General features: G+C 68.3%; 24 protein-coding genes. 11 read left to right on the forward strand and 13 right to left on the reverse strand.

All coding sequences use genetic code 11. From position 1 onward, the window contains the following. The first annotated feature begins 123 nt into the window (after positions 1-123). Together A5708_RS18620 and A5708_RS18625 are read left to right on the forward strand one after the other, a co-directional pair. Entirely contained in the window at positions 124-1149 is a 1026-nt protein-coding gene (locus A5708_RS18620; RefSeq protein ID WP_064950689.1) for an NAD(P)H-dependent glycerol-3-phosphate dehydrogenase, read from the forward strand. A 243-nt stretch (positions 1150-1392) separates the two neighbouring features. Beyond that, the gene (locus A5708_RS18625) at positions 1393-2913 is read left to right on the forward strand and encodes a SulP family inorganic anion transporter (RefSeq protein ID WP_065030022.1); all 1521 of its coding nucleotides are present in this window, start codon (positions 1393-1395) and stop codon (positions 2911-2913) included. A 58-nt stretch (positions 2914-2971) separates the two neighbouring features. Here A5708_RS18625 and A5708_RS18630 read toward each other — a convergent pair whose 3' ends face one another. The 3 genes from A5708_RS18630 to grcC1 form a co-directional block, all read right to left on the reverse strand. Beyond that, a complete protein-coding gene (locus A5708_RS18630; RefSeq protein ID WP_065030023.1) occupies positions 2972-3226 on the reverse strand; it encodes a helix-turn-helix domain-containing protein in 255 nt (84 codons plus the stop codon). Between the two features lie 29 nt (positions 3227-3255). After that, the gene (gene htpX / locus A5708_RS18635) at positions 3256-4119 is read right to left on the reverse strand and encodes a zinc metalloprotease HtpX (RefSeq protein ID WP_065030024.1); all 864 of its coding nucleotides are present in this window, start codon (positions 4117-4119) and stop codon (positions 3256-3258) included. A 160-nt stretch (positions 4120-4279) separates the two neighbouring features. After that, the gene (grcC1, locus tag A5708_RS18640) at positions 4280-5287 is read right to left on the reverse strand and encodes a nonaprenyl/(2E,6E)-farnesyl/geranylgeranyl diphosphat synthase (RefSeq protein WP_065030073.1); all 1008 of its coding nucleotides are present in this window, start codon (positions 5285-5287) and stop codon (positions 4280-4282) included. 22 nt (positions 5288-5309) lie between these two features. Between grcC1 and menJ the strand changes: the two genes are divergently transcribed. Both menJ and A5708_RS18650 read left to right on the forward strand, forming a co-directional pair. After that, entirely contained in the window at positions 5310-6548 is a 1239-nt protein-coding gene (gene menJ / locus A5708_RS18645; protein ID WP_065030025.1) for a menaquinone reductase, read from the forward strand. 114 nt (positions 6549-6662) lie between these two features. Next, the gene (locus tag A5708_RS18650) at positions 6663-7073 is read left to right on the forward strand and encodes a DUF732 domain-containing protein (protein WP_065030026.1); all 411 of its coding nucleotides are present in this window, start codon (positions 6663-6665) and stop codon (positions 7071-7073) included. A gap of 7 nt (positions 7074-7080) precedes the next feature. Here A5708_RS18650 and A5708_RS18655 read toward each other — a convergent pair whose 3' ends face one another. After that, a complete protein-coding gene (locus A5708_RS18655; protein WP_065030074.1) occupies positions 7081-7773 on the reverse strand; it encodes a demethylmenaquinone methyltransferase in 693 nt (230 codons plus the stop codon). 57 nt (positions 7774-7830) lie between these two features. Here A5708_RS18655 and A5708_RS18660 point away from each other — a divergent pair, with 57 nt between their 5' ends. Continuing rightward, a complete protein-coding gene (locus A5708_RS18660) occupies positions 7831-8655 on the forward strand; it encodes an SDR family oxidoreductase (protein ID WP_065030027.1) in 825 nt (274 codons plus the stop codon). A 21-nt stretch (positions 8656-8676) separates the two neighbouring features. On the opposite strand, the gene A5708_RS26925 is transcribed toward A5708_RS18660, so the two are convergent. Continuing rightward, positions 8677-8883, reverse strand: coding sequence for a hypothetical protein (locus A5708_RS26925; RefSeq protein ID WP_155766068.1), 207 nt, complete (start codon positions 8881-8883; stop codon positions 8677-8679). Positions 8884-9500: 617 nt separating this feature from the next. Here A5708_RS26925 and A5708_RS18670 point away from each other — a divergent pair. Both A5708_RS18670 and A5708_RS18675 read left to right on the forward strand, forming a co-directional pair. Next, positions 9501-9692 carry a CsbD family protein gene (locus A5708_RS18670; RefSeq protein ID WP_065030029.1) on the forward strand — a complete coding sequence of 64 codons (192 nt, stop codon included), beginning with the start codon at positions 9501-9503 and terminating at the stop codon, positions 9690-9692. 125 nt (positions 9693-9817) lie between these two features. Next, the gene (locus tag A5708_RS18675) at positions 9818-11305 is read left to right on the forward strand and encodes an FAD-dependent oxidoreductase (protein ID WP_065030030.1); all 1488 of its coding nucleotides are present in this window, start codon (positions 9818-9820) and stop codon (positions 11303-11305) included. Positions 11306-11313: 8 nt separating this feature from the next. Here A5708_RS18675 and A5708_RS18680 read toward each other — a convergent pair whose 3' ends face one another. Continuing rightward, a complete protein-coding gene (locus A5708_RS18680) occupies positions 11314-14487 on the reverse strand; it encodes an AAA family ATPase (RefSeq protein ID WP_065030031.1) in 3174 nt (1057 codons plus the stop codon). 215 nt (positions 14488-14702) lie between these two features. On the opposite strand from A5708_RS18680, the gene A5708_RS18685 reads away from it, so the two are divergent. After that, a complete protein-coding gene (locus tag A5708_RS18685; RefSeq protein ID WP_065030032.1) occupies positions 14703-15941 on the forward strand; it encodes a cytochrome P450 in 1239 nt (412 codons plus the stop codon). 22 nt (positions 15942-15963) lie between these two features. Here A5708_RS18685 and A5708_RS18690 read toward each other — a convergent pair whose 3' ends face one another. Genes A5708_RS18690 through A5708_RS18715 form a run of 6 tightly spaced genes read right to left on the reverse strand, consistent with a single transcriptional unit; the run spans position 15964 to position 22806 of the window. Continuing rightward, positions 15964-17118, reverse strand: a complete 1155-nt coding sequence (locus A5708_RS18690) for a glycosyltransferase family 4 protein (protein WP_065030033.1) — start codon at positions 17116-17118, stop codon at positions 15964-15966. 51 nt (positions 17119-17169) lie between these two features. Beyond that, the gene (locus tag A5708_RS18695; RefSeq protein WP_065030034.1) at positions 17170-17727 is read right to left on the reverse strand and encodes a DUF3592 domain-containing protein; all 558 of its coding nucleotides are present in this window, start codon (positions 17725-17727) and stop codon (positions 17170-17172) included. A gap of 11 nt (positions 17728-17738) precedes the next feature. After that, positions 17739-19385 carry a 2-succinyl-5-enolpyruvyl-6-hydroxy-3-cyclohexene-1-carboxylic-acid synthase gene (menD, locus tag A5708_RS18700; RefSeq protein ID WP_065030035.1) on the reverse strand — a complete coding sequence of 549 codons (1647 nt, stop codon included), beginning with the start codon at positions 19383-19385 and terminating at the stop codon, positions 17739-17741. Positions 19386-19439: 54 nt separating this feature from the next. Beyond that, the gene (locus A5708_RS18705) at positions 19440-20228 is read right to left on the reverse strand and encodes an alpha/beta fold hydrolase (protein ID WP_065030036.1); all 789 of its coding nucleotides are present in this window, start codon (positions 20226-20228) and stop codon (positions 19440-19442) included. Next, positions 20225-21205 (reverse strand): o-succinylbenzoate synthase, encoded by a 981-nt coding sequence (locus tag A5708_RS18710; protein WP_065030037.1) that lies wholly within the window; start codon positions 21203-21205, stop codon positions 20225-20227. The genes A5708_RS18705 and A5708_RS18710 overlap by 4 nt, the downstream gene beginning before the upstream one ends. Next, entirely contained in the window at positions 21202-22806 is a 1605-nt protein-coding gene (locus A5708_RS18715) for an amidohydrolase (RefSeq protein ID WP_065030038.1), read from the reverse strand. Before A5708_RS18715 ends, A5708_RS18710 begins: the two co-directional genes overlap by 4 nt. 77 nt (positions 22807-22883) lie before the next feature. Between A5708_RS18715 and fadD8 the strand changes: the two genes are divergently transcribed. After that, positions 22884-24494, forward strand: coding sequence for a fatty-acid--CoA ligase FadD8 (gene fadD8 / locus A5708_RS18720; RefSeq protein ID WP_065030039.1), 1611 nt, complete (start codon positions 22884-22886; stop codon positions 24492-24494). Between the two features lie 71 nt (positions 24495-24565). Here fadD8 and A5708_RS18725 read toward each other — a convergent pair whose 3' ends face one another. Beyond that, positions 24566-25108 (reverse strand): TetR/AcrR family transcriptional regulator, encoded by a 543-nt coding sequence (locus A5708_RS18725; RefSeq protein WP_065030040.1) that lies wholly within the window; start codon positions 25106-25108, stop codon positions 24566-24568. A gap of 85 nt (positions 25109-25193) precedes the next feature. On the opposite strand from A5708_RS18725, the gene A5708_RS18730 reads away from it, so the two are divergent. Both A5708_RS18730 and A5708_RS18735 read left to right on the forward strand, forming a co-directional pair. Further along, on the forward strand, positions 25194-26135 hold the full coding sequence (locus A5708_RS18730) for an aldo/keto reductase (RefSeq protein WP_065030041.1): 942 nt from the start codon (positions 25194-25196) through the stop codon (positions 26133-26135). A 14-nt stretch (positions 26136-26149) separates the two neighbouring features. Next, positions 26150-26605, forward strand: coding sequence for a nitroreductase family deazaflavin-dependent oxidoreductase (locus A5708_RS18735; RefSeq protein WP_065030042.1), 456 nt, complete (start codon positions 26150-26152; stop codon positions 26603-26605). Positions 26606-26615: the final 10 nt, after the last annotated feature.

Below are 26615 nucleotides of genomic sequence, written 5' to 3' on the forward strand. Positions count from 1 at the left end.
GAATTCGGCATGGGAAGGCGAGAACACCACCCCCCGCCGGGCGCGGTGTGCAGACACGGCGCGCGCCGCCCCGGCCTCGTGAACTGCTACTAAATCGCAGGTGTCCGCAATACGCTGATCGCCATGGCATCTGAGAAGCGCGAACCCAAAGTCGTTGTCCTCGGTGGCGGTTCCTGGGGCACCACCGTGGCATCAATCTGCGCGCGTCGCGGTCCGACGCTGCAATGGGTGCGCTCCGAGGCGACCGCCAGCGACATCAATGAGAACCACCGCAACAGCCGGTACCTCGGCAATGACGTCGTGCTGAGCGACACCCTGCGCGCCACCACCGACTTCGCCGAGGCGGCAAACTCCGCCGATGTCGTCGTGATGGGCGTTCCCTCGCACGGCTTTCGGGGGGTGCTGAGCGAGCTGGCCAAGGAGCTGCGGCCGTGGGTGCCGGTGGTGTCGCTGGTCAAGGGGCTCGAGCAGGGAACGAATATGCGGATGTCGCAGATCATCGAGGAGACGCTGCCCGGACACCCCGCGGGCATCCTGGCCGGACCGAACATCGCGCGCGAGGTCGGCGAGGGCTATGCCGCCGCGGCGGTGCTGGCGATGCCGGACCAGCATCTGGCGACCCGACTGTCGGGCCTGTTCCGCACCAGGCGCTTCCGCGTCTACACCACCGACGACGTCATCGGGGTGGAGATGGCCGGGGCGCTGAAGAACGTCTACGCCATCTCGGTCGGGATGGGCTACTCGCTGGGCATCGGGGAGAACACCCGCGCGCTCGTGATCGCCCGTGCGCTGCGCGAGATGACCAAGCTGGGCGTGGCCCTGGGCGGCAATCCCGACACCTTCCCGGGCCTGGCCGGGCTGGGCGACCTCATCGTCACCTGTACCAGCCAGCGCAGCCGCAACCGGCACGTCGGTGAACAACTGGGGGCGGGCAAGCCGATCGACGAGATCATCGCCTCGATGAACCAGGTCGCCGAGGGCGTCAAGGCCGCCAGCGTGATCATGGAGTTTGCCAACGAATTCGGCCTCACCATGCCGATCGCCCGCGAGGTCGACGCCGTGATCAACCACGGCTCATCCGTCGAGCAGGCCTATCGGGGCCTGATCGCCGAGGTACCCGGCCATGAGGTGCACGGCTCGGGCTTCTGAACTGGTTGTTCAACGCCAGGTAATTCAAATCTTTGCGTTCTCTATGGGCACGGCCCGTCCGCTTGACCGGCCTTTGCCAGCAAAATACCGTCGTTCCAGGCGACCAGCGGTTTCCGGGGCGCGACCTTGCGAGTCGGCCCGGTGTAATCGTCTGCACGCCAACACGTTACGAAGAGGTAACTAGACGAAACATTGGGCGGATATCGGACATCCCCCGCTAACACCTAACGAGGGACGCGACCGATGCACAACGTTGACCAGGACCGGCCGCGTATCGACCGGCTGCGCGGCGTCATCCGGCACGACCTGCCGTCGTCACTGGTGGTCTTCCTGGTCGCGCTCCCCCTGTCGCTGGGGATCGCGATCGCGTCCAATGCCCCGGTGCTCGCCGGCCTGATCGCCGCGATCGTCGGCGGAATCATCGTCGGCGCTTTGGGTGGGTCACCGCTTCAGGTCAGTGGTCCCGCGGCCGGGCTGACGGTGGTTGTCGCCGGCCTGGTTTCCGACTTCGGTTGGGGCATAACGTGCTTGATCACCGTTGCCGCCGGAGTGGTACAGGTTCTGCTGGGGCTCAGCCGGGTTGCGCGCGCCGCCCTGGCGATCTCGCCGGTGGTCGTGCACGCGATGCTGGCCGGCATCGGCATCACGATCGCCCTGCAGCAGGCCCACGTGCTGCTCGGCGGCAAATCCAAGAGCACGGCCTGGCACAACCTCATCGGGCTGCCCGGCCAGATCATCGGTGCGCACCGCCCGGGCGTGATCCTGGGGGCGCTGGTGATCGCCATCCTGGTGGCGTGGCGATGGGTTCCGGCCAAGGTGCGCCGAGTTCCCGGTCCCCTGGTCGCCATCGTGGCGGTGACGGTGATCTCGGTGGTCTTCCCGTTCCACGTGCGCCGGATCAACCTCGAGGGGTCACCGCTGGATGCGCTGCAGTTGCCCGATCTTCCCCACGGCAACTGGGGCGCGGTCGCGGTCGGGGTGATCACGGTGGCGCTGATCGCCAGCGTCGAGAGCCTGCTGTCGGCGGTGTCGGTCGACCGGATGCACAACGGGCCACGCACCGATTTCAACCGCGAGCTGGTGGGGCAGGGCGCCGCCAACATCGTGTCGGGCACCATCGGCGGGCTCCCGGTGACCGGGGTGATCGTCCGCAGCTCGACGAATGTCAACGCGGGGGCCAAATCCCGCGCCTCGGCGATCATGCACGGCGTCTGGATCCTGCTGTTCACCATCCCGTTCGCCGGGCTGGTCGAGGAGATCCCCACCGCCGCCCTCGCCGGTCTACTCATCGTCATCGGGATTCAGCTGCTGAAGCCGGCCCACATCGAAACCGCAATGAAGCACGGTGATCTCGCGGTATACGTCGTGACGGCCGTCAGCGTCGTCTTCCTCAACCTGCTGCACGGGGTCATGATCGGGCTGGCGCTGGCCATCACGCTGACCGGCTGGCGGGTGATCCGGGCCAAGATCGAAACCACGCAGGTGGACGACGAATGGCGGGTGAGCATCCACGGCGCGGCCTGCACCTTCCTCGCGCTGCCGAGGCTGACGCGGATGCTGGCGTCCGTTCCGCAGGGCGCGACGGCGACGGTGGCCATTGCTGTCCACTACCTCGATCACGCTGCGCACCAAACGATTACCGACTGGCAGCAACAGCATGAGGCCACGGGCGGAACGGTTCACATCCAGGGCGTGATCGAGACGGGTCATCGCGACACGGACGAACCGCTGGCCTATGCGCAAAGGCCCGAGGCCGCAGCGTAATTGGTCTCCGGCGTGACCGTGAGCCGGCACGGTCTCCGAGGACGAGCGCCCTGCAAGGTCAGTCGACGTCGATGCGGATGTGCAACCGCTTGCCGCACACCTGCGCCAGCCGTTCCAGCACGTCGACGCGGGGCACTTCGGTCCCGTCCTCCCACGCGGCGACGGCTTCGCGGGTAGTGCCCAGCGCCTCGGCCAGTTGGGCTTGATTCATGCCGGCACCGGCACGCGTTTCGAAGATCAAGTCGGGCAGATCCAGCGCCAGCCCGGCTTCGTGAATATCCATCGAATGGGGTTCAGTCATCGCCATCACCATCCAAGCCCGATGGTACTTGCGACCTCGGGCTAGCGCCCGGCCATTTCCTCCAGCCGGCGGATGCGGTCCTCGATCGGCGGGTGCGTCGAAAACAGCGACCCGATCCGCTCGCCCGCCCGGAACGGGTTGGCGATCATCAGGTGTGCCTGGCTGGCCAGCTGGGGCTCCGGCGGCAGCGGGGCCGCCTGGACCCCGCCGGAAATCTTGCGCAGGGCCGATGCCAGCGCCAGCGGGTCGCCGGTCAGCGCCGCGCCCGATTCGTCCGCCTGGTATTCGCGTGATCGCGATACCGCCAACCGCACCACGGTCGCGGCGATCGGACCGAGCAACGAAACCAGCAGCAGCGCAAAGGGATTCTCGCCATCGCGGTCGTTACCGCCGAACATGCCGGCGAACATGGCCATGTTGGCCAGCGCGGTGATCACCGACGCCAGCGCCCCGGCGATGCACGAGATCAGGATGTCCCGGTTGTAGACGTGCGAAAGCTCGTGCCCCAGCACGGCGCGCAGCTCGCGCTCGGTGAGGATGTCCAGAATGCCGGTGGTGCAGCAGACCGCCGCGTTGCGGGGGTTGCGCCCGGTCGCGAACGCGTTGGGTGCGTTGGTGTCGCTGATGTACAGCCGGGGCATCGGCTGGTGCGCGGCGGTGGCCAGCTCACGCACGATCCGGTACATGGCCGGCGCCTGCACCTCCGAGACCGGCTGCGCGCGCATCGCCCGCAGCGCCAGCTTGTCGCTGTTGTAGTACGTGTACACGTTCATGCCGATGGCGAACAGCACCGCGAGGAACATCGCGGTCCTGCCGAACAGCGAACCGACGAACACGATCAACGCGGACATGCCAACCAACAACGCGAACGTCTTGAACGTGTTGTGATGCGGATGCCAGGTCATCGGTGTCCTCCTTGGAACACTCGGGTGCGCGCGTTATAGCCGATTACAGCTCATTGAACGCGCGAGATGGCCCCGTTGGTTCCGCAGGGCGGTTGGATGCGGCGCTAGGTCGAATGGTGGCGACCCGCATCGCCCGGCGGCGCCGCGCTCGCGATCGCCACTAGCCGTGCCGGCTGATGGTGTAGTCGACCAGCGTCTGCAAGGCGAGGCGGCCGGGCACGTCCGGCAACAGGGCCAGCTCCTGGTGTGCCTGCGCCGCGTATTCCTGCAGCGAGCGCTTGGCCTTGGCCATGCCCGGCGACGCCCGCAACAACGTCAGCGCCTCGGCCACCGCCTCGTCGTCGTCGATGGGCCCGACCAGCAGCTCACGCAGCCGTGCGGCCTCGGGGCCCGGTTCGCGCAGCGCGTAGACCATGGGCAAGGTGTGCACGCCTTCGCGCACGTCGGTGCCGGGCAGCTTGCCGGACTCGTGGGAGTCGCTGTCAATGTCGATGATGTCGTCGGAGATCTGGAACGCGGTGCCCACGATGCCGCCGAGGCGGCTCAGGCGCTCCACCTGATCGGCGTCGGCACCCGAGAACATGGCACCGAACCGGCCCGCGGCGGCTATCAGGCACGCGGTCTTCTCGTACACCACTTTCAGGTAGTGCTCGATCGGGTCGGAACCCTCGACGAAACCGCGCGTCTCGCGCATCTGCCCCGTCACCAGCTGGGCGAACGTCTCGGCGATCAGCCGCACCGCCTCGGGCCCCAGCCGGGAGACCAACCGGGAGGCCGTGGCGAACAGGTAGTCGCCGGCCAGGATCGCGACGTTGTTGCCCCAGCGCACGTTGGCGGTGGGGGTGCCGCGACGAACCTCGGCCTCGTCCATCACGTCGTCGTGGTACAGCGTGGCCAGGTGCACCAGCTCGATGACGGCGCCGGCGATGGTCACGTCGACGCTGTCCGGGTTGGGCCCGATCTGAGCCGACAGCACCGTGAACAGGGGCCGGAACCGCTTGCCGCCGGCCTTGAACAGGTGCGTCAGCGACTCGGTCATGATGTCGTCGGCGCTGCCAAACTCGGCTTCCATGAGCCGCTCGATGCGGCCGACACCGTCCCGTACGGTCGCCGCGAAAGCGGGGTCACCGAAGTCAACGCCCGCCACCACCGTCGCCGGAGTACTCACGGGACCAAACATACTGGTGTGCATGAAGACGGCAGCGACCCGAGCCCAAGTGGTGGTCGTGGGCGCAGGGCCCGCCGGTTCGGCGGCGGCGGCCTGGGCCGCTCGCGCGGGCAATGACGTACTGGTCATCGATTCGGCGAGCTTTCCCCGCGACAAGGCCTGCGGCGACGGGCTGACCCCGCGCGCGGTCGCCGAGCTGGAACGGCTGGGGTTGCGCGACTGGCTGGACACCCGAATCCGGCATCGGGGACTGCGGATGAGCGGGTTCGGCGGCGAGGTGGAGGTTGATTGGCCCGGCCCGTCGTTCCCGTCGACGGGCAGCGCGGTGGCCCGCTTCGAGCTGGACGACCGGATCCGCAAGGTCGCCGAGGATTCCGGCGCGCGGATGCTGCTCGGGGCCAAGGCCGTTGCGGCGCAACATGATTCATCGGGACGGGTGACGTCGGTGACGCTGGCCGACGGCACCGAGGTGAGCTGCCGCCACTTGATCGTGGCCGACGGCGCGCGTTCGTCGCTGGGCCGCAAACTGGGCCGGCGCTGGCACCAGGAAACGGTGTACGGCGTCGCCGCGCGAGGGTATCTCGCCACCGCGCGCGCCGATGACCCCTGGCTGACGTCGCATCTGGAACTGCGCGGACCCGACGGCTCCAAGGACAAAGTGCTGCCCGGCTACGGCTGGATCTTCCCGCTGGGCAACGGAGAGGTGAACATCGGCGTCGGCGCGTTGTCGACGTCGAAACGGCCCGCCGACCTGGCACTGCGTCCGCTGATCGACTACTACACCGACCTGCGCCGCGACGAGTGGGGCTTCACCGGCCACCCGCGGGCGGTGGCCTCGGCTCTGCTGCCGATGGGCGGCGCGGTGTCGGGGGTGGCCGGCGCCAACTGGATGCTGATCGGCGACGCCGCAGCGTGCGTGAACCCGCTCAACGGCGAAGGCATCGACTACGGGCTCGAGACCGGGCGCCTGGCCGCGGCGCTGCTGGACTGCCCCGACCTGTCGCAGGTGTGGCCGTCGCTGCTGCAGCAGCACTACGGACGCGGCTTCTCGGTGGCGCGCCGGCTTGCCCTGCTGCTGACGTTCCAGCGGTTTCTGCCGTCGACCGGACCGATCGCGATGCGCTCGACCACGCTGATGACCATCGCCGTGCGGGTGATGGCCAACCTGGTCACCGACGACGACGCGGACTGGGTGGCGCGCGCCTGGCGCGGCGGTGGCCGGCTGTCCCGGCTGCTCGACCGTCGCACGCCGTTCAGCTGACCGAGGGACCAGCATCGCCGCAGCTCAGCGGCGGTCCACCGGTCGCGGTCGGGCCGTCGATCGGCGATGGACTTTCGTCCGCGCACCCACAGCGAGGCGTGTATAGTCCAGCTAATGAAGGGAACGAGCCTGGCTACTATCGGAGCCGCTGCTGCAATCGCTCTGGCCGCGCTGGCCATGCCGGCGCAGCTCTCCGTACCGGCGCAGGCGGATCCGCCGCCGACGGCGCCGTACCCCACCCCGCGCACGCCGTCGCCCCCGAGCGACTACGACGCGCCGTTCAAGAACACCGTCAACGGCTTCGGCATCTACCAGCCGCAGGACCAGTTGGCGTGGCTGGGCAAGATCACCTGCGACCGCATCGGCAGGGGCGTGGACGGCGACGCGTACAAGTCGGCCACTTTCATCCAGCGCAACCTGCCGCGCGGCACCACTCAAGGCCAGGCGTTCCAATTCCTCGGTGCCGCGGTCGATCACTACTGCCCCGACCAGGTCGGCTTCGTGCAGGCCGCCGGCAACCACTAGAACTTTTTCAGCGCAACGGTTTGTGCCCCGCGTGTAGGGCGACGATGCCGCCGGTCAGATTGCGCCAGCGCACCCCGGTCCAGCCGGCCTCGGTTATCTGCTGCGCCAGCGCCGCCTGATCGGGCCACGCCCTGATCGACTCCGCGAGGTACACGTATGCCTCGGGATTGCTGGACACCGCCCGCGCCACCCGCGGCAGCGCCCGCATCAAGTACTCCTTGTAGACGGTGGCGAACAGCGCGTTGCTGGGCGTGGAGAACTCACACACCACCAAGCGGCCGCCCGGGCGCGTGACGCGGGCCATCTCGCGCAGCCCGGCCTGGGTGTCGACGACGTTGCGCAGCCCGAAACTGATTGTCACGGCATCGAATACGTCGTCGCCGAACGGCAGCCTGGTGGCATCACCGGCGACCTTCGGGACGTCGCGCGCCGCGCCCGCCGCCAGCATGCCGACCGAGAAGTCGGCGGCCACACACCACGCCCCGGACTTCTCCAACTCCACGGTGGACACCGCGGTGCCCGCCGCGAGGTCCAGCACCTTCTGACCGGGCCCGATGGCGAGCGCCGACCGGGTGGCCTTGCGCCAGTACCGGTCCTGGCCCATCGACAGCACGGTGTTGGTCAGGTCGTACCGACGGGCGACGCCGTCGAACATCGACGCGACATCCCGGGGATCCTTGTCCAACTCCGCACGGCTCACCACAGAGACGCTACCCGGTGCGGGAATGAGGCGGCGCGGACGGCGTTGTAGCAAGGCGTGACTGAAAAAGTTTGGTTTATCACCGGTACATCGCGAGGCTTCGGACGGGCGTGGACGATCGCAGCCCTGGAGCGCGGCGACAAGGTCGCCGCCACGGCGCGCAACACCGCCTCGCTGGACGACCTCGCGCACAAGTACGGCGACGCGCTGCTGCCGATCCGACTCGACGTCACCGACCGGGCGGCCGACTTCGCGGCGGTCAAGCAGGCGCACGACCACTTCGGGCGGCTCGACATCGTGGTGAACAACGCCGGATACGGGCAATTCGGGTTCGTCGAGGAGCTCTCCGAGCAGGACGCACGCGACCAGATCGAGACCAATGTCTTTGGGGCACTGTGGATCACCCAGGCCGCGCTGCCCTATCTGCGCGAGCAGGGCAGCGGCCACATCATCCAGGTGTCCTCGATCGGGGGCATCACCGCGTTCCCGCTGGTCGGCATGTATCACGCGTCGAAGTGGGCGCTGGAGGGCTTGTCGCAGGCGCTCGAGCAGGAGGTCGCGCCATTCGGCGTGCACGTCACGCTGATCGAGCCGGGCGGCTTCGACACCGACTGGGCCGGGGATTCCGCCAAGCACGCCGATCCGATTCCGGCTTACGACGACGTCCGCGCCGCCGTCCAGGCCGAGCGCAGCCGCCGGTGGGCCAGCCCGGGTGACCCGTCGGCGTCCGCGGCCGCGCTGCTGAAGGTTGTCGACGCCGAAAAGCCGCCGCTGCGAGTATTTTTCGGTGCTTCGCCGCTGGAAACCGCCAAGGCCGACTACGAGAGCCGACTGCGCAACTGGGAGGAATGGCAGCCGGTCGCCGAGCTGGCGCAGGGCTGATCGGCCCGCGGCCTTGACGGTCTATGCCGAGGCCGCCTTCAGTTGGGCTCGGGCCTGGTCGATTTGGTCGTACGCGTACGCCACCATGTCGGCGGTGGTCATGGTCTCGCCGGTGCAGGCGAGCGATTCGTAGGTCTGGTCGCCGAGGACATCGCGAAGGTGGGCGATCGCCGTGTTCAATTGGGGATAACTCGCGCGCGAAAAGTCACTGGCGGCGAACCCGCTCATGATCGCCGCATGTTGGTGGTGTCCGAGCCCGTCTAACAGGGACACCAGTATTGCCAGCGGATTTCGCAAGAGAGCCGTGCTGCCGACGTCGTGATAGCGGGCGATCAAAACCAGCAGAGTTTCGAAACATTCGATGGGGTCACGGTGGGTAGCCGCGACAAGCAACACCGTTGACGCTGAAGCCGACTCCATCTGCCGGTTGCCGCTCTCCTGAGCGATCGTCAGGGATCGGCGAAGGGCGTCATAAGCCGCCTCGGGGTCGGCATCGTATTAGGCAAGGCCGTGCGCCAGTAACGCGAAGCAGGCCGTACTCGGACTAACCCTCGTGCGTTTCGATCGCCGTGCGCAACGCCTCGTCATGTCTGGCAAGCGCCTTCCGCATTGCATCCGCGTCTGATTCCCACCGACGAGTCGAACCCTCGATATCGGTGAACAGAAAGGTCACAGCCCCCGAGGGGGCGGGTACCTCGGACACGCTCACAGGATTTCACAAGGAGCCCACAACCGCCCAGCAAAGCACAAATCACTTTTGAAGGCCGCGGGTCAGCCAGCGTGGCTCAGCAGGAAAAGGGGTAAGCGCCCGTAGTACGACTCGGAACGGAATCGAAGGACACGTCATGAGCGGCGCGGATAAGGCCCGAAACAAGGTGCGGCAGGTCACGGGCAAGCTGAAGGCGGCAACCGGCCGCGCCACCAACGACCCAGCGCTGGAAGCCGAGGGCAGGGCGGACCAGCGGGGGGCCCATCTGCGAGATGCCGGTGAAAAAATCAAAGACGCATTCCGGCCCCGCCGGCGTCGACAGGTCTAGTCGGCGAACCCCTCGGCCCGCAAATTGGCGCGGGCGTTGATCGCGATTGATCGAGTAGTCGATTACTCATCCCAGGCAGCACGGTGTGGACGCACAATTGTGACTCTGCGAGGAAAGGCGATCCGATGCCCGCACCCTGGTACCCGCGCGTGGAAACCTGCGACGTTTGCATCGTCGGAGCCGGCATCGCCGGGCTGAACGCCCTGTTCGTCGCCAGCCGATACCTGTCGCGCGACAACAAGGTGATCCTGATCGATCGGCGGGCACGCGTCGGCGGCATGTGGGTCGATGTGTACTCCTACGTCCGGCTGCACCAACCGCACCCCATGTTCACCGCGGGCAACATTAAGTGGACCCTCGGCGAGGACCGCAGCTACCTGGCTACCAAGTGCGAAGTGCTCGACCATTTTCGGCACTGTCTCGACGTGATCAAGGAGCGCGTCCAGGTCGACGAGTATTACTGCTGGAACTTCGAGTCGGCAGAAGAAACGAACGGAATCGTGCGGGTCACCGCTGGTGCTGCCGACGGCCGGTGGCTCGTCATCGAGGCCAAGCGATTGATCAAAGCCTACGGCCTGGGAGTCACGCCCAACGAACCGCTCGACGTCTCCAGCACGCGTGTCCATTCGGTGTCGCCCGACTACTGCGATGTTCGGGAAGGCGACATCGAGGAAAGCGATGCGCCGGTGTGGATCATCGGCGGCGGGAAGACCGCGATGGACACCGCACACGCACTGATCACCACCTACCCCGGACGTGAAGTCAACCTCGTCGCCGGCCGCGGCACCTTCTTCTCCAACCGCGACACCCTGTTGCCGAGCGGGGCCCGGCGGTGGTGGAGGGGCACACCGCCGAGCGCCCTCGCCACCCAGCTGAGTCGCAGGTATGACGGCACGAACGAATTGGAAGTGCAAAGTTGGTACCGCGCCACCCATGGCACGTTCCTTACCCCTCAGGCAGACAACTTCGTGCTGGGAGTGTTGTCCGAGGCCGAGAACCGCACGATCTCCGCCGGATTGAACGATCTCGTCATGGACTATTTCGAGGATGCAGTCGACCGCAATGGCACGACCGAGTTGGTGTTCCGCAGCGGATCGACAAAGACGATCCAACCGGGCAGCTGGCTCGTCAACTGCACGGGATACGTCAAATTCCCCGACGAATACCTGTACGAGCCGTACGTTTCGCCCAGCGGCGCAGTCGTTTCCATCAACGTGCGGTCGGCCATACTGCACTTGCCTGCGTTCATGGGCTACTTCCTGGGGCACCTGATGTTCTTGGACAAGCTCACTGAGATCCCGCTCTACGAAATCGATTGGCAGGCACTGCGGCAGAAGGCACCGATGGCATTTCCGTACGTACTGTTCGCGCTCGTCCAGCACAACCTCAGCCTGATCTACGACAACGTCCCCAGCCGCGTGTTCAACCAGAACGGCCTCGATTTCGACAAGTGGTACCCACTACCGCGCCGCCTGCCAGGTCTGGCACGGTTCATGCTCACGCATCGACGGGAACGCGAGCGTCAGCGCCGTGTTCTCGACACAGTCCGGGAGAGATTCCAAATCCGTTGCGGCCCACTGGGCGCGCAAGCCATTCCGAGCGCCAAAATGTAGGTACCGGATCACGGCATCGCCTCGGCCCACGCTATATGACCTTCGTAGCCAAGCGTTTTCGCCATGTCGCGGTAGTCATCCCGGAATTGCGTGTAGGCCGCCTCGTCACCCCGGGCCCGGGCCAGCAGTGCCCGCAGCCGCAACGACCAGATGTCGCGCATCATCAGACCCTCATCGGCCGGCGCGGCCGCCAATCGGCCGATCGCGGCCTCGGCTTCGGCCGCGTCACCGTCGGCCCCGCGATCGAGCAGTGTCTCCACCAGAACAGCCGTCGCCGGAATGCCCCACAACAACAGATCGCCCTGACGAAACAGATGGTCGGCGGAGGCGCGGATCACCGGGATGACGGCATCGGGATCCCCGCGAAGCGCCATCTCACGTGCCGAGTAGACCTCGACGATCGGCAGATCGCTCAGGTTGTGTCCCCGGCTCAGGAACACCTCGCCGACCGCGGCCAACAACCGTTGCCCGCGATCGCGCTCCGCGATCGCGTTGCGGTGCACCAGCGCAACGCCCAACGTTGCCCGGATGAAACCCACCACGACGTCGTCACTGGAGCGCTCGGCGATCCGAAGAGCATGCTCGATTTCGTGCAGCGCACCATCGTCGGGCCTCAGCACGCCGAACGGTATCCCCAGCAGGTACGCGTAGCCGACAACCCCGGCGTAGGAGGCGGGGTCGGCGCGGCGCGCCATAGCCACGCCGTGCCGCAGGTCTGCCAGCCATTCGGGCCAACCCAGGAAATAACGAGCCATGCCCCGTGACGCGAAGGCGAGCGCCAATGGACAACCGACGAGGAAGTTGCCTTTCAACGGATCACCGTCGGCCAGGTCGATGACGGTCTGTGACCACCGCAACACGTCGCACCACTCGGCGCTCTCGATCTTGCCGAAGATCACCGGGAAGGACAGCCCCACCGTCAATGTCGCATCCCCGATCGATTCGGCGAGAGCCCAGGCTTCCGATCCCAACTGCGACGCTTCGCGCACCCGATCCTGATGCGCGCAGCCGACCACCAACCCAGCCGTGGCGATGCCGAGTGACGCCTTATCCCCTGCAGCGCTGCACAATTCGCGCAACTCATCGAAGTGGTCGCCGACGATGCCGGCGTGGACTCGCCAACCGGTCCCGCACAACATGGTGCGCGGGGCGATGCGCATGGCTTCGCGGTCTGGGTGGTCGGCGGGCAGGGCGTCGGCGATCTCCGCCGCCCGCTGCCAACTCAGTCGCGCCGCACTGATGTCGCGGTTGGTCGCCCAGGTTGCGGCGCGCATGTGCCAGCCGTAGGCGGCGTGCAGATCACCGGAGGCCTCCAGATGTTCTGCAATCAACGCCGCGTTTTCTTCGCACGATTCCGGCTCGCGGGCCTCGATCGCGGCGGCCACCCGGCGGTGCAGATCGGAACGATCCGATCTGAGCTGTGCTTCGTATGCCACCGAATGAATGAGCGGATGGTGGAACACATACGCCGGTCGGCGGGCCAGGCTGACCTGGTCAATGACCTGGGCCGCCACCAGTTCGTCGACCACCGGCTCAACACCGAGCGCCGTGAGCAGGTCGAGGCCGAATCGCGAGCCGATGACCGCAGCGGCGCTCAGCGTGCGCTTGGCTTTCGGATCGAGCCGGTCGATGCGCGCCGCAATGGTCGCCTGCAACGTGGCGGGCACGCTGACCTCGCCAACCTCCGCGGCCGACTGATAGGCACCGGGCTCCCCACGCAGTACACCGCGCTCGGACAGTTCGCGCACCAACTCCTCGGCGAAGAACGGATTACCGGCGGCCCTTTCGGTGACTTTCCGGGCGAGTGCGTCTACCGACGGGTCGGAGCCAAGGAGATGTGCGGCCAGCGCAGCGGTTTCTGAATCACTCAGCGGCGCAAGGGTTATGACGTCGGCTCCGGTCACTCGGCTTAACGCGCCGTGATATTCGGGTCGGTAGGTGACCAGCACCAGCGAGGGCGTCTGAGGGATCTCCGCAAAAAAATCTGTCAGCATCGACTCGCTGACCTCATCGATCCAGTGAGCGTCCTCGACGACGTAGACCGTCGACGTGTGCCGGGACAAACTGGCGGCGTTCACCAGCGCGGCCAACCGACGCCGACGCGCGTCGGGATCAATCGCCGGTACGGCAGCGCCCGGGTCGGCGACGCCGAGCAGGTCATCAAGCAGCAGCGCGTCCTCGGGGTCTGCGTCTGGAATTCGGTCTCGCAGCCGGGCCCGGGCCGCCTCTGTGTCAAGACCGTCGACGCCGATGGCCGCCCGCAGCAGTCGCGCAACGGCATGAAACGGGATCTGACTCGTGTGCGATTCACAAAAGGTGCTGAACACCTCCGCACCCCGGGCACCTGCCCGCGCGACGACCTCGCGCACCAGGCGGCTCTTGCCGATGCCGGGTTCGCCCACCACCTCAACCACAGCGCCGCGCCCACCGACGGCGCGCTCCAACAAGCCCGCCACGGCGGACAATTCCCAACGGCGACCGACCAGGATCGACTCGGCGCGCTCGGTAGCGCGATGCCGATCCCCCATCCCCCGCAGCCGGTAGGCGATGACCGGGTCGTCGACGCCCTTGATGTGGACCATCTCCGGTTCACCGAGCGCCGCCGCGCCGGAAACCAGTCGCGCGGTGGAGACACTGAGCATCACCCCACCCGGCGGGGCGACCGATTCCATCCGCTGCGCAAAACCGACCTGCTCACCGATCGTGGTGTAACGCAATGACGTTGAGCCCACTTCCCCGGCGATGACCTGACCGGAATTGAGTCCGATCCGCAAAGCTAGCTCGACGTGGTCGCGGTCGTTGACCTCGGCGGCAAGGCGGGCCGTCTCCTCTTGGATGCCCAGCGCCGCAAGACAAGCACGCACAGCGTGGTCCTCCAACGCGACCGGTGCTCCGAATACGGCCATGATCCCGTCGCCGGTGAACTTGTCCACCGTGCCGCCGAAACGGCGCACCATCGCGGTCGCACGGTCTACCAGGCTGGTCATCACCTCACGCAGTCGCTCCGCCCCCACGGTCGCGGCGATGTCCATCGAATGAACTACATCGGCGAAAAGGAGCGTGACCTGCTTGTACTCGGCTCGGGAATCGCGGTCTCGGACCGGGGCGCCACAACCGTGGCAGAACCGCGCGTTCTCTAGCAGCTCGGTGCCACACGTCCGACACACTGTCCTGGCCGTCATCCGACCCTCCACCGATCGGGAACCCGAACGCAAGGATAGGCGGTCGGACCGTTCCAGCGATACGTCCGCGACCCAACAGATTTGGGTCACGGCGCGCCCGCCATCCCTGAACCGGGACGGCCGCAAGACAGGTAGTCGGCTACGCATGTGGTGGGTTCCCGCGCCGATGAGACTTGGTGGTGCAAGCACCTAACCGACGACCTACGGGGCCCACCATGACCATCACCGTTGACACGTCGATCTGCCCGAGCGTCTTTGATGCCGGCCTTCCGGCGATCGATTACGAGCATTGCCAGAGCCTCGACGAGGCCCACGTCATCATCCGCCAGGCGCGAGACCAGGCGTCGATCGCCATCGGACCCCACGGGCCGGAGTTGCTGACCTATGAACTGGTCCGAACCGTGCTGCGCGACCCGCGATTCCGCGTGCCACAGGGCATGTTCCTTGCCTCCCAGGGCATCACCGCCGGCCCATTGTGGGATCGCGTCGCCACGAACCTGATCAGTCTCGACGGGGCCGCGCACCACCGGCTGCGCCGGCTGGTGTCCAAAGCCTTCACACCACGAGCCACCGCGCGGCTGCAGGCGACGATCGTCGAGGTGATCACCGAACTGGTGGACCACCACGCGGCAACCGGGCGCTGCGATGTGGTTACCGACATCGCCCGTCAATATCCGATCCCGATCATCTGTGCGCTTCTGGGCGCGCCGGCCGAGGATTGGAAGCTGTTCTCGGAGTGGACCGACGACATCTTCAAGGCCTTCAGCTGGGAGGTCGCGGCCCACCAGCGGACCATCTTGGCCGCGTGGGATGAACTCGACGCCTACATCGACGACATGGTCGCGCAGCGACGCCACAGGCTGACCGACGACCTGCTCTCTGACCTGATCCGTGCCGAGGACGACGACGACCACCTGAGCGCCGACGAACTGCGGATGCTGGCGGCGGGCCTGCTGGTGGCCGGCACCGACACCACCCGCAACCAGCTGGCCGCCTCGGTGCAGGTGTTGTGCGATCACCCCGAACAGTGGGCCCTGCTGGCCGCGCATCCCGAGCTCGCGGCCAACGCGGTTGAAGAGACCATGCGGCATTCACCGATTGCGGGCGCCACCTTGCGCATCGCCCTCGAGGACGCCGAGGTCGCCGGCGTGGTAATTCCCACGGGCACACTGGTTATCGCGAACACCGCCGCGGCCAACCGCGATCCCGCCGTTTACCACGACCCCGACCGCCTCGACATCACCCGCACGGCGGCCCCGGCGATGCAGACGTTCGGCGCCGGTATGCACTACTGCCTGGGCGCCAACCTGGCCCGACTCGAGCTCGCCGAAGCCTTGGCGATCATGACGCAGCGCATGCCCAACGCCCATCGCACCGGCCCCGCCCCCTGGAAACCCCTCACCGGGCTGAGCGGACCGACCACGCTGCCAATCGAATTCGATTCCGTGACGTGAACGGGAACGCCACGGCCACCGCTCATTCCCCCTGCACGTGACGGGTGGACAGTAGTTGGCGCCGAACGAACGGCGACAGCACCGCCTCGTAGTGGCCGAGGAGTTCGTCGCAGATGACCGGCCAGCTCCGGCCCACCACGCTGCGCCGCGCGGCCGGCGCGTAGCGCGACCGTTCGGCGGTCAGGTGTGCGACCGCGTCGGGCAACCGGGACTCGAACTCGTTGACGGCCAACAGCAGACCGGTCCGCCACGGAGTGACGAGGTCACGTGGGCCGCCGGCGTCGGGGGCAATCACCGGCAACCCCGACGCCAGCGCTTCTTGCACGACCTGACAAAACGTCTCGTGCTCACCGGGATGCACGAAGACGTCCATACTGGCGTACGCCGCGGCGAGTTCGTCGCCGTAGAGCGCACCCGTGAAAACCGCTGTCGGCATTGCCGATTGCAGCTTGTCACGGTCAACACCGTCGCCCACGATGACGAGCTGAACCGCGTCGCCGGCGGCCAGCCCGATGAGTCGCTCGACATGTTTCTCGGGCGCGAGCCGACCCACGAATCCGACGATCGGCTTGCCCTGCGGCGACCACTGTGCACGCAGCGCCTCGCTGCGCGCGGACGGCGCGAACCGCAGCACATCGACGCCGCGCGCCCACCGGTGCACCCGCGGAAAACGGTGAGCGACAAGCGATTCCATCGTCACACTGGATGGCGCCAGGGTACGGTCGGCGAGACCGTGCAGATGGCGGAACCAGGCCCAGGCGGCCCGCGCCGTCATCGGAATGCCGTAGCTCGCCGCGAAACCCGGGACGTCGGTCTGATACACCGCGACCGTCGGCACCCCCAGCCACCGCGCCGCGCGCACCCCGCCGTAGCCCAGCAGCGCCGGCGAAGCCAGATGCACCACGTGCGGATCGAATCCACGCAACACCTGCACCAGCCGGGGCGTCGGCACGCCGAGCGGCAGGGTGGTCACCTTGGGGAACATCCGCGACGGCACCCGGTGAACGCGGATCCCGTCGTAGATGCGATCGGCCCGGGGCTGGCCGGGAGGCGTGTCGGGGGCGATGACGAGGGCTTCATGACCCGTCCGGCGCAGATGCTCGAGCACCCGGATCACCGAGTTGCTGACACCGTTGACTTCGGGGAGGAAGGATTCCGCGACGATGGCAACGCGCACATCACTACCGTGTCAGCGTCGGCTGTCGACAAGGTTGCCTGTGTGTATACGTCACGCGAAATTTGCAGGTCCGACACTTTTTGCGGCCGCGCCGGCCGGTGCGTCGCCGGGCTCGTCGCGACGGTCCAGCCACTTGTCCAGCAGCGCCAGCGCGACCAGGATCGCCGCCGCGGCCAGCCAGCCGACCACCGCGATGGATCCCGCCGGGATGATCGCCAGCCCGGCGTTGCGATGCTGCACGCGCACCAGGTTCGGGTCGTTCTTGTTGTACTCGACGTAGATGCGCATCCCGGTCGCCAGATGGGACGGATAGAGCACACCGAGCTCGGGGCGATAGGTGACCCGCTCGGGGGTGACGAATTCGATCGTGGAGCGACGCGGCCCGGCGCTGAGCACCTCGGCCTGCGCGACGCCCATGTTGTGGGTGATCGCGATGTCGTCACGCCACGCGCCGGCCACCAGCAGCATGGACTGCAGCGTGACCAGGCCGGTCACGATCAGCACCGCAATCCGGGCCCACCGCAACACAATCCGCGCCCGCGTTTTCGGCGGTTCGTCACTACGCCCATGAATCAGGATGCGCAGCAGCGCCTTTGGAGATACCGCCATCTAGGTGCACCTCATAGCGCGGCCTTGATGGCGGCGTGCAGCTGCCGCAGCGACGAGCGGTCGGCCTTGACCTCCAGTACTCGCATCCCGAGCCCGGGTTCGTCGAGGGCCGTGGGCAATTCGCCGACCTCGATCTGGCGGCTCTCGACGTGGTAGGCGCGGCACAGCGCGCCCACGTCGACGTCGTGCGGCGTGCCGAACACCCGTGACGACACGTCGGAAAACCGCGGGTCGCCCTGCTCGAGCAGTTCGAAGATGCCGCCGCCGTTGTCGTTGGAGACCACGATCGTCAGCCGGCGCGGCGTGGGCTCGGTGGGGCCGATCAGCAACCCGGAGCTGTCGTGCACGAACGTCAGGTCCCCGATCAGCGCGACGGTGCGCGCCGGGCCGTCCGGGCCGCCGTCGCGTTCGTGGGCCAGCGCCGCGCCGATGGCCGTGGAGACCGTCCCGTCGATCCCGGCCACACCGCGGTTGGACCGCACCCGGATGTCGCGGGTGTCCAGGCCGACCAGTGCCGCGTCGCGGACCGGGTTGGAGGCCCCGAGCACCAGCTGATCACCGGGTGCCAGCGCATCGGCCACGGCAGCCGCGACGTGCAGACCGGTGGTCAGCGGGTGCGCCGCGAGCTGGCTGCGGACGGCGGCCAGCGCGTGCCGGTTGGTCTCCGCGCAGCGCTGCAGCCACGCCGGGTTGGGCGCGCCGGTGGTGACCGCCCGCGTCCCGGTGGCCTGCGAGTTGCCCGAGACGTCCGGCCAGCGCGGCCCGGTGGTCAGCGCGAACACCGGCACCTGCGGGTCGGCCAGCAGCGCCGACACCGGCCGGTGCAGGGTGGGGCGGCCGAGCATGATCACCTGCTTGGGTCGCAGCAGGGGCAGCGCCAGCGGGTGCAGCGGGTTGGCCGGGGCGGGCGCCGTCGGCTCGGCGACGGTCGGCAGCTGCGCCAGGTTGGGCTGCACACCCGCGCCGTGCCCGGCGATCACGACCGTGTCGGGTGACAGGTCGATGTCCAGCGGCTGGTCGAAGCTGACCGGCGGCGTGTAGGTCCACGGCCGCCCACCCGGGCGGCCCTGCGGCGTCGGCGCCTGAGGCTCGGGATCCGGCACCAGGGGCTCGCGCAGCGGGATGTCGAACTGCACGGGGCCGGCGTTGGCCGTGCGGGATCCGGTGGCGGCCACCAGCACCCGGCAGGTGGCCGATCGCCAGGTGGCGTTGAGCGAATCCAGCCGCTCGGGGGCGTCCTCGGCCAGGCCGAGACTGATGGTGGCCCGCACCTGGGTGCCGAAATAGCCCAGCTGCTCCATGGTCTGGTTGGCGCCGGTGCCCAGCAGCTCGTAGGGCCGGTTGGCCGACAGCACGATCAGCGGAACCCGGGCGTAGTTGGCCTCGATCACCGCCGGGCCGAGGTTGGCGACGGCGGTGCCGGACGTCATGGCGACGCAGACCGGCGCGCCGGCGGCGATGGCCAGGCCGATGGCCAGATAGCCGGCGGTGCGCTCGTCGATGCGGACGTGCAGGCGGATGCGGCCGGCGCGGTCGGCGTCCTGCAACGCGAACGCCAGCGGGGCGTTCCGCGAACCGGGGCAAAGCACCACGTCGCGGACGCCGCCGCGAATCAGCTCGTCGACGACGACGCGAGCCTGTGTCGTCGAGGGGTTCACTCCTACAGCCTGTCACAGGCTCAGCGAACCGCTGTCAGCGAAGGTGAACCGCGCTCAGCCTCTGGCGTCGCCGAAGAATTTGAGCATGGCGGCGTTGACGGCGTCCGGCCGCTCGAAGAAGCCGAGATGGCCGGTGTCGGGGATCTGCACGTAGCGGCCGTTGGGCAGCGCGTCGGCGACCTCGCGGCCGAGATAGGGCGGGGTGAGCACGTCGTCGGAGAAGCCGATGACCAGTACCGGGGTCGCGATGCTGCGGTAGGCGGTCAATCGGCTGGTGTACGGCGCGACATCCAGCTGGGCGCGCATGCCGGGAGTGGACTTGACGGGCCAGGTGGAGAACATCGCGATCCAGTCGGCGATGGCGGTGTCGTCGTTGAGCGTCTTGCGGGAGAAGTTTTCCAGCAGGCGGATTTTCGCTTCGTAGGCGGCGGGCATGGCGACACCGGCGTCGGCCAGCTCGGCCTCGGCGTCGCGGAAGAACTGCCGGGCCCGGTCCATGCGGCCGCGGGTGCCCATCAGCACCGCCGAGGTGACCAGCTCCGGGCGGGCCAGCATGAGTTCCTGGGCGATGAACGCGCCCATCGACATCCCGACGATGCGGGCCGGGGCCGCGTTCAGGCCCTCGATCAGGGCCGCGGTGTCGGCGACCATGGTCTGGGTGGAGAAGCCGTCCGCGTTCTCCGTGGCGCCGATCCCGCGGTTGTCGAAGGTGATGACGCGGTATCCGGCCGCCAGGAACGCGGGCACTTGGTAGGGGTGCCAGGTCCGTCCGGCGCCGCCGTGGCCGGCGATAAAGACCACGGGCTCACCGGAACCGCGGTCGTCGTAAGCCAGGTTGATCACTCGGTCGACGGTACAAGCAACCGATGGCAGGCCTTGACCCGGTCGATCCACCACTGCCGGCGCTCGGGGGGTGCCGCCAACGCGTGCAGCCGCGCCGGATCGGGCGTGACCGGCCCCACCGGCAGGCAGCCGTCGACCGGCCCTGTGAACTCAGGGGTCTCGACCACATCTTCGACGAACAGCCCGCCGGTGCCCAGCCCGCAGGCATGACGCAGTTGCGGTAATGCCGCCGCGGCGGTCAGCCCGGCGGCGATGCCCACCGCCGAGTCCAGCGCGCTGGACACCACGACCGGGATGTCGATCTGCGCGGCGATGTTGAGCATGGCCGAAATCCCGCCCAGCGGAGCGACTTTGAGCACCGCGATGTCGGCGGCGCCGGCGCGGACCACAGCCAGCGGGTCCTCGGCCTTGCGGATGCTTTCGTCGGCGGCGATCGGTACCTCGACCCGGCGGCGCAGCTCGGCGAGCTCGTCGACCGTCGCGCAGGGTTGTTCGAGGTATTCCAGCGGGCCGTCGGCGGTCAGCGCGGCGGCCGCCGCGGCCGCCTCCCCCACGCTCCAGCCGCCGTTGGCGTCCACCCGCACGGTCGGAACCAGCTCGCGCACGGCGTTGACCCGCGCGACGTCGTCGGCCAGCGTCTGCCCGGGCTCGGCAACCTTCACCTTGGCCGTCGCGGCCCCCGGAAACCGGGACAGCACCTCGGCCACCTGCTCGGCGGGCACCGCAGGCACGGTCGCGTTGATGGGGACGCGGTCGCGGCGAGTCGGCGGCGGCTCCCGGTAGGCGGCCGCGATGCCCGACGCCAGCCAGTGCGCGGCCTCGCGCGGCTCGTATTCGACGAACGCCCCGAACTCGCCCCAGCCCGCCGGGCCGTCGATCAGCGCCACCTCGCGGGTGGTGATGCCGCGAAACCGCACCCGCATGGGCAGCGCCACCACATGCAGGCGGTCGAGCAGGTCCTCGAGCGTCGGCGTCACGCGGTGTAGACCTGGCGACCCGCCAGATACGTCGCCCGCACCTCGAGGTCGGCGATCTGCTCGGGCGGCACGGTTCGCGGGTCGGCCGACAGCACCACCAGGTCGGCGTACTTGCCGACCTCCAGCGAGCCGATCACGTCGTCGGAGAACAGCTGCCAGGCCGCGTCGATGGTTTGCGCGCGGATCGCCTGCTCGACGGTCAGCCGTTCCTCGGGCCCGAGCACCCGGCCGCTCGGCGCGGTGCGGGTCACGGCCACGCTGATGTTGCGCAGCGGCTCCTCGGGCGTGACCGGTGGGTCGTTGTGCAGCGAGATGCGCATCCCGGTGGCCACCGCGGATCCGGCCGGCATCCAACGGGTTCCGCGTTCCTCGCCGAATAGCCCGTCGACGATGACGTCGCCCCAGTAGTGGATCTGGTCGACGAAGATGCTGCAGGTGACGCCGAGGTCGTGGGCGCGTTGCAGCTGCTCGGGGCGGATGGCGCCGACGTGTTCGAGCCGCAGCCGATGGTCGTCGCGCGGGTGGCGCCTGAGGGCCTCTTCGTAGACGTCGAGGATGGTGTCCACGCCGGCGTCGCCCTGCACGTGGCAGGCCATCGGCCAGCCCAGCGGGAAGTAGGCCCCGACGATCTCGTGCAGCTGTTCGGCGGTGTAGTTGGCGCAGCCGCAGGAGCCCGGCACCACACCGATGATCCGGGTGGCCTCGGTGTCCAGGTAGGGGAACGAGAGGTCGATGTTGCCGATCCAGGGTGATCCGTCGACCCAGATCTTGATGCCGACCTGACGCAGGATGTCGTCGCCCTGCCCGGGGGTGGCGGCGGTGGACATCTGCGGATTGGAGATCTCGTAGGTGCGCAGCCGCACCGTGAGCCGCTCGCGCAGTTGCTCGACCACCGGCCGGAAGTTCGGGTCGAAGGCCATTTCCGAGCAGGTGGTCAGGCCGGCGCGGTTGAGCCGGGCGCATTCGGCGAGCAGCATCTGCGGGTAGTCGGCGAAGTCGATGGCCCCGCCGAGCAGCGGGAACACCGCGCCGGTCTCCTCGGCGGTGCCGTCGAGTTCGCCGTCGGCGGCGCGGCCGTACTTGGCGCCCTTGGGGTCGGGGGTGTCGCGGTTCAGCCCGTGCAGCTTGGCGGCGTGCGAGTTGAAGTAGGCCTTGTGCCCGGAGTTGTGCAGGATGACCAGCGGGCTGTCCGGCGCGATGTCGTCGAGCCAGCTCAGCGTCGGTTCCGGAAGGCCGCTCTGCAGCAGCGGATCCCAGCCGTTGAGGTACGCGCCGTCGGATCCGCGCCGGGCGACCTCGCGGTGGATCGCCGCGACGACGTCGTCCGCATCGCGCAGGGTGACCGGGCGGATGTCGACGATGCGGTCCGACAGAGCGACCGCCTCCATCAACGGATGCCCATGTGCCTCAACGAAGCCCGGCATCACGCAGCCGTCACCGACGTCGACGGTCCGAGTGTCGGGGCCGGCGAATGCGGCGACCTCGGCGCGGGTGCCGACGGCGATGATCTTGCCGTCGGCGACGGCGAGCGCCTCAGCGGTGGGCCGTGCCTCGTCGACGGTCAGGATGGTTCCGGTGACGACGAGATCTGCCTGCCCCATGGGGAGGGATCGTACTGATTGCCGATGTTGCACAGGGTGCGGCTGACCCAAATTGCAACACGTTCTAGTCTTGCCACATGAGTGACGACCTGTTGCGCAACCCGACCCATAACGGCCACCTGCTCGTGGGCGCGCTCAAGCGCCACAAGACCAAGCCGGTGCTGTTCCTCGGCGACACCACGCTCACCGGTGGTCAGATGGCCGAGCGGATCAGCCAGTACATCCAGGCGTTCGAGGCGCTGGGCGCGGGCACCGGTGTCGCGGTGGGCCTGCTGTCGCTCAACCGTCCCGAGGTGCTGTTGATCATCGGCGCCGGGCAGACCCGGGGCTACCGGCGCACCGCCCTGCACCCGCTCGGCTCGCTGGATGACCACGCCTACGTGCTCAACGACGCCGGCATCAGCTCGCTGATCATCGACCCCAACCCGATGTTCGTCGAGCGCGCGCTGGCGTTGCTGGACAAGGTGCCCGGGCTCAAGCAGATCCTCACCATCGGCCCGGTGCCCGAGAAGCTGAGCGGCCTGGGGGGCCGAGCGGTGGACCTGGCGGCCGAGGCGGCCAAATACGATCCGCAGCCGCTGACGGCCGCGGACCTGCCGCCCGATCAGGTCATCGGCCTGACCTACACCGGCGGCACCACCGGCAAGCCCAAGGGCGTGATGGGCACCGCGCAGTCGATCTCCTCGATGACCCAGATCCAGCTCAGCGAGTGGGAGTGGCCGGAGGAACCGCGGTTCCTGATGATCACCCCGCTGTCGCACGCCGGGGCGGCGTATTTCCTGCCCACCCTGATCAAGGGCGGCGAGATGCATGTGCTGCCCAAGTTCGACCCGGCCGACGTGCTGAAAACCATTGAGGAGAAGCGTATTACGGCCACGTTCCTGGTGCCGTCGATGCTGTATGCGCTGATGGACCACCCGGATTCGCACACCCGCGACCTGTCGTCGCTGCAGACCGTCTATTACGGCGCGTCGGCGATCAACCCGGTGCGGCTGGCCGAGGCGATCCGCCGGTTCGGCCAGATCTTCGCCCAGAACTACGGGCAGTCGGAGGCGCCGATGGCCATCACCTACCTGGCCAAGGGCGAGCACGACGAGAAGCGGCTGACATCCTGCGGGCGCCCAACGCTTTTCGCGCGGGTGGCGCTGCTGGGTGAGGACGGCAAGCCGGTGCCGCAGGGCGAGCCGGGTGAAATCTGTGTCAGCGGACCACTTTTGGCCGGCGGTTACTGGAACCTGCCCGAGGCGACCGCCGAGACGTTCAAGGACGGCTGGCTGCACACCGGCGACATGGCCCGCGAGGACGAGGACGGCTTCTACTTCATCGTCGACCGGGTCAAGGACATGATCGTCACCGGCGGTTTCAACGTATTCCCGCGCGAGGTCGAGGACGTCGTCGCCGAGCACCCGGCCATCGCGCAGGTGTGCGTCGTCGGGGCGCCGGACGAGAAGTGGGGCGAGGCCGTCACCGCGGTGGTGGTGTTGCGCTCCGATGCGCCCCGCGACGACGCGGCGATCGAGAAGATGACCGCCGAGATCCAGGCCGCGGTCAAGGACCGCAAGGGCTCGGTGCAGTCGCCCAAGCGCGTGGTGCTGGCCGACTCGCTGCCGCTGACCGGGCTGGGCAAGCCGGACAAGAAGGCCGTGCGGGCGCAGTTCTGGGAGGGCGCCGCCCGCTCCGTTGGCTAGGGGTTTTCCGGCGCCGAGCGCCCGGCCCCCAGGGCCGTCGCGTCCCAGCGCCCGGTGGGCGGGGCGCTCGCCTAGGAAGTGGCGACGCCCGCCACGAGCAGGTCGAGCATGCGGCCGGTCTGCTCCGGCGAGCCGCTGGCGATGAAGATGCCGATCAGGCTGGACACCACGTCGTCGGCCTGGACGTCGGCGCGCAGGCTCGCGTCGTCGATGCCCGCCTGTAACAGCATCCCGACGGCGCCGACGATGCTGTCGCGCGTCTGGCTGGGCGCAAGAGCGCCCGAGTCGAAGATCGCGTGCAGGGACTCGGCCATCCCCCGCTTGGCGGCGACGAAGCCCGCGTACCGGTCCATCCAGCGGCGCAGCGCGGTTCTGGGCGGATGCCGCTTGAGCAGTTGCTCGGCGGCCGCGGCCACCTCGGCGAGCTCGGCCCGGTAGATCGCCTCGACCAGGGCTTCCCGGTTCGGGAAATGACGGTAGAGCGTGCCGATGCCGACTCCGGCGTCGCGGGCGATCGACTCCAGCGACACCGATCCGCCGTGCGCGGTGAACGCCGCGGTGGCCGCTTCCAGCAGGCGTTCGCGATTGCGCCGCGCATCCGATCGTCCGACCAAAGCGGAGGTTCCTCCGTTTCTGTTACGCTGACCGAAGCGGAGGGTCCTCCGCATTTCTCCAGTGTGTCACGAGCCAAGGAGCATCATGACCGACAAACCACAGCCCGGCGGTGCCGGCAGCATCGGCACGGCGTCCGTCGCCCGCATGGGCTACGGCGCCATGCAGCTGTTCGAGGCGCCGACGGTCGAGGACGCGGCCGCGGTGCTGCGCCGCGCCCTCGAACTCGGCGTCAACCACATCGACACCGCGTCGTTCTACGGCCCCGGCGAGGTGGACCGCCGGATCCGCGCGGCGTTGGCCCCCTACCCCGACGACCTCGTCATCGTCAGCAAGGTCGGCGCGCGCTACACCGGCGCACAACCGATTCCGCTGGCCACCGCCCAACGCCCGGCCGAACTGCGCGCGGCCGTCGAAGACGACCTGCGCCAACTCGGCCTGGACCAGATCCCGGTGGTCAACCTGCGCCGTCTCGACCTCGGTCCAGGCCTGGCCGCCGAGGGCGACCAGATCGTCGACCTCGATGACCAACTCGCCGAGATGATCGCGCTGCGCGACGAGGGCAAGATCGGCGGGATCGGGATGAGCGCCGTGCCCCTCGAGACGGTGCGGCGCGCGCTGCCCGCCGGAATCGTCTGCGTGCAGAATGCCTACAGCCTGCTGGACCGCTCCCAGGAAACCACCCTGCAGCTGTGCGCGGCCGAGAGCATCGCGTGGGTGCCGTACTTCCCGCTCGGCTCGGCGTTCCCGGGGTTCCCGAAGGTCGCCGACAACCCGGTGGTGACCGACATCGCCGGCGAGCTGGGCGTCACCGGCGCCCAGGTCGGGCTGGCCTGGCTGTTGGCCCACACGCCCAACACGTTGCTGATCCCCGGCACCCGGTCGATCACCCACCTGGAGGAGAACATCGGCGCGGCCGGCGTGACGCTGAGCGCCGAGGCGATCGCCCGGCTGGACGCCGTCGCCACGCCCGGCGCCGATCCCTGGGCGCACGGTGTCGAACCCTTCCTGGATGCGCCCCAGAGCTGACTACTGTGTCAGGCATGGGTACGCCCGATGGGCTGAAACCACCGTGGTGGCTGAAGCCGGCGAACAAGGTCTTCATCCGGCTGTCGCGGCTCGGCCTGAGCTTCGGCGGTGAAAGCCCGGTGGTGCTGACCGTGGCCGGACGCAAGTCCGGGGCGCCGCGGTCGACGCCGGTGACGCCGATGACGGTGGACGGCAAGCGGTATGTGGTGGGCGGATTCCCGGGTGCGGATTGGATCCGCAACGTCCGCGCCGCCGAGTATGTGACGCTGGCCCGCGGCCGGCAGTCCGAGCGGGTGCGGATGGTGGAGCTGCCCGCCGACGCTGCGCGGCCGTTCCTGCGGGCGTTCCCCACCGAGGTGCCCACCGGCGTCGGCTTCATGAAACGCTGCGGGCTGGTCACCGACGGTCGCCCCGAGGAGTTCGAGGCGCTGGCCGGCGTGTGCCCGGTATTCCGGCTGGACCCGGCATAGGAGTTCAAAC

The sequence above is a fragment of the Mycobacterium colombiense genome (genome assembly GCF_001672755.1).
GTDB lineage: Bacteria > Actinomycetota > Actinomycetes > Mycobacteriales > Mycobacteriaceae > Mycobacterium > Mycobacterium colombiense_C.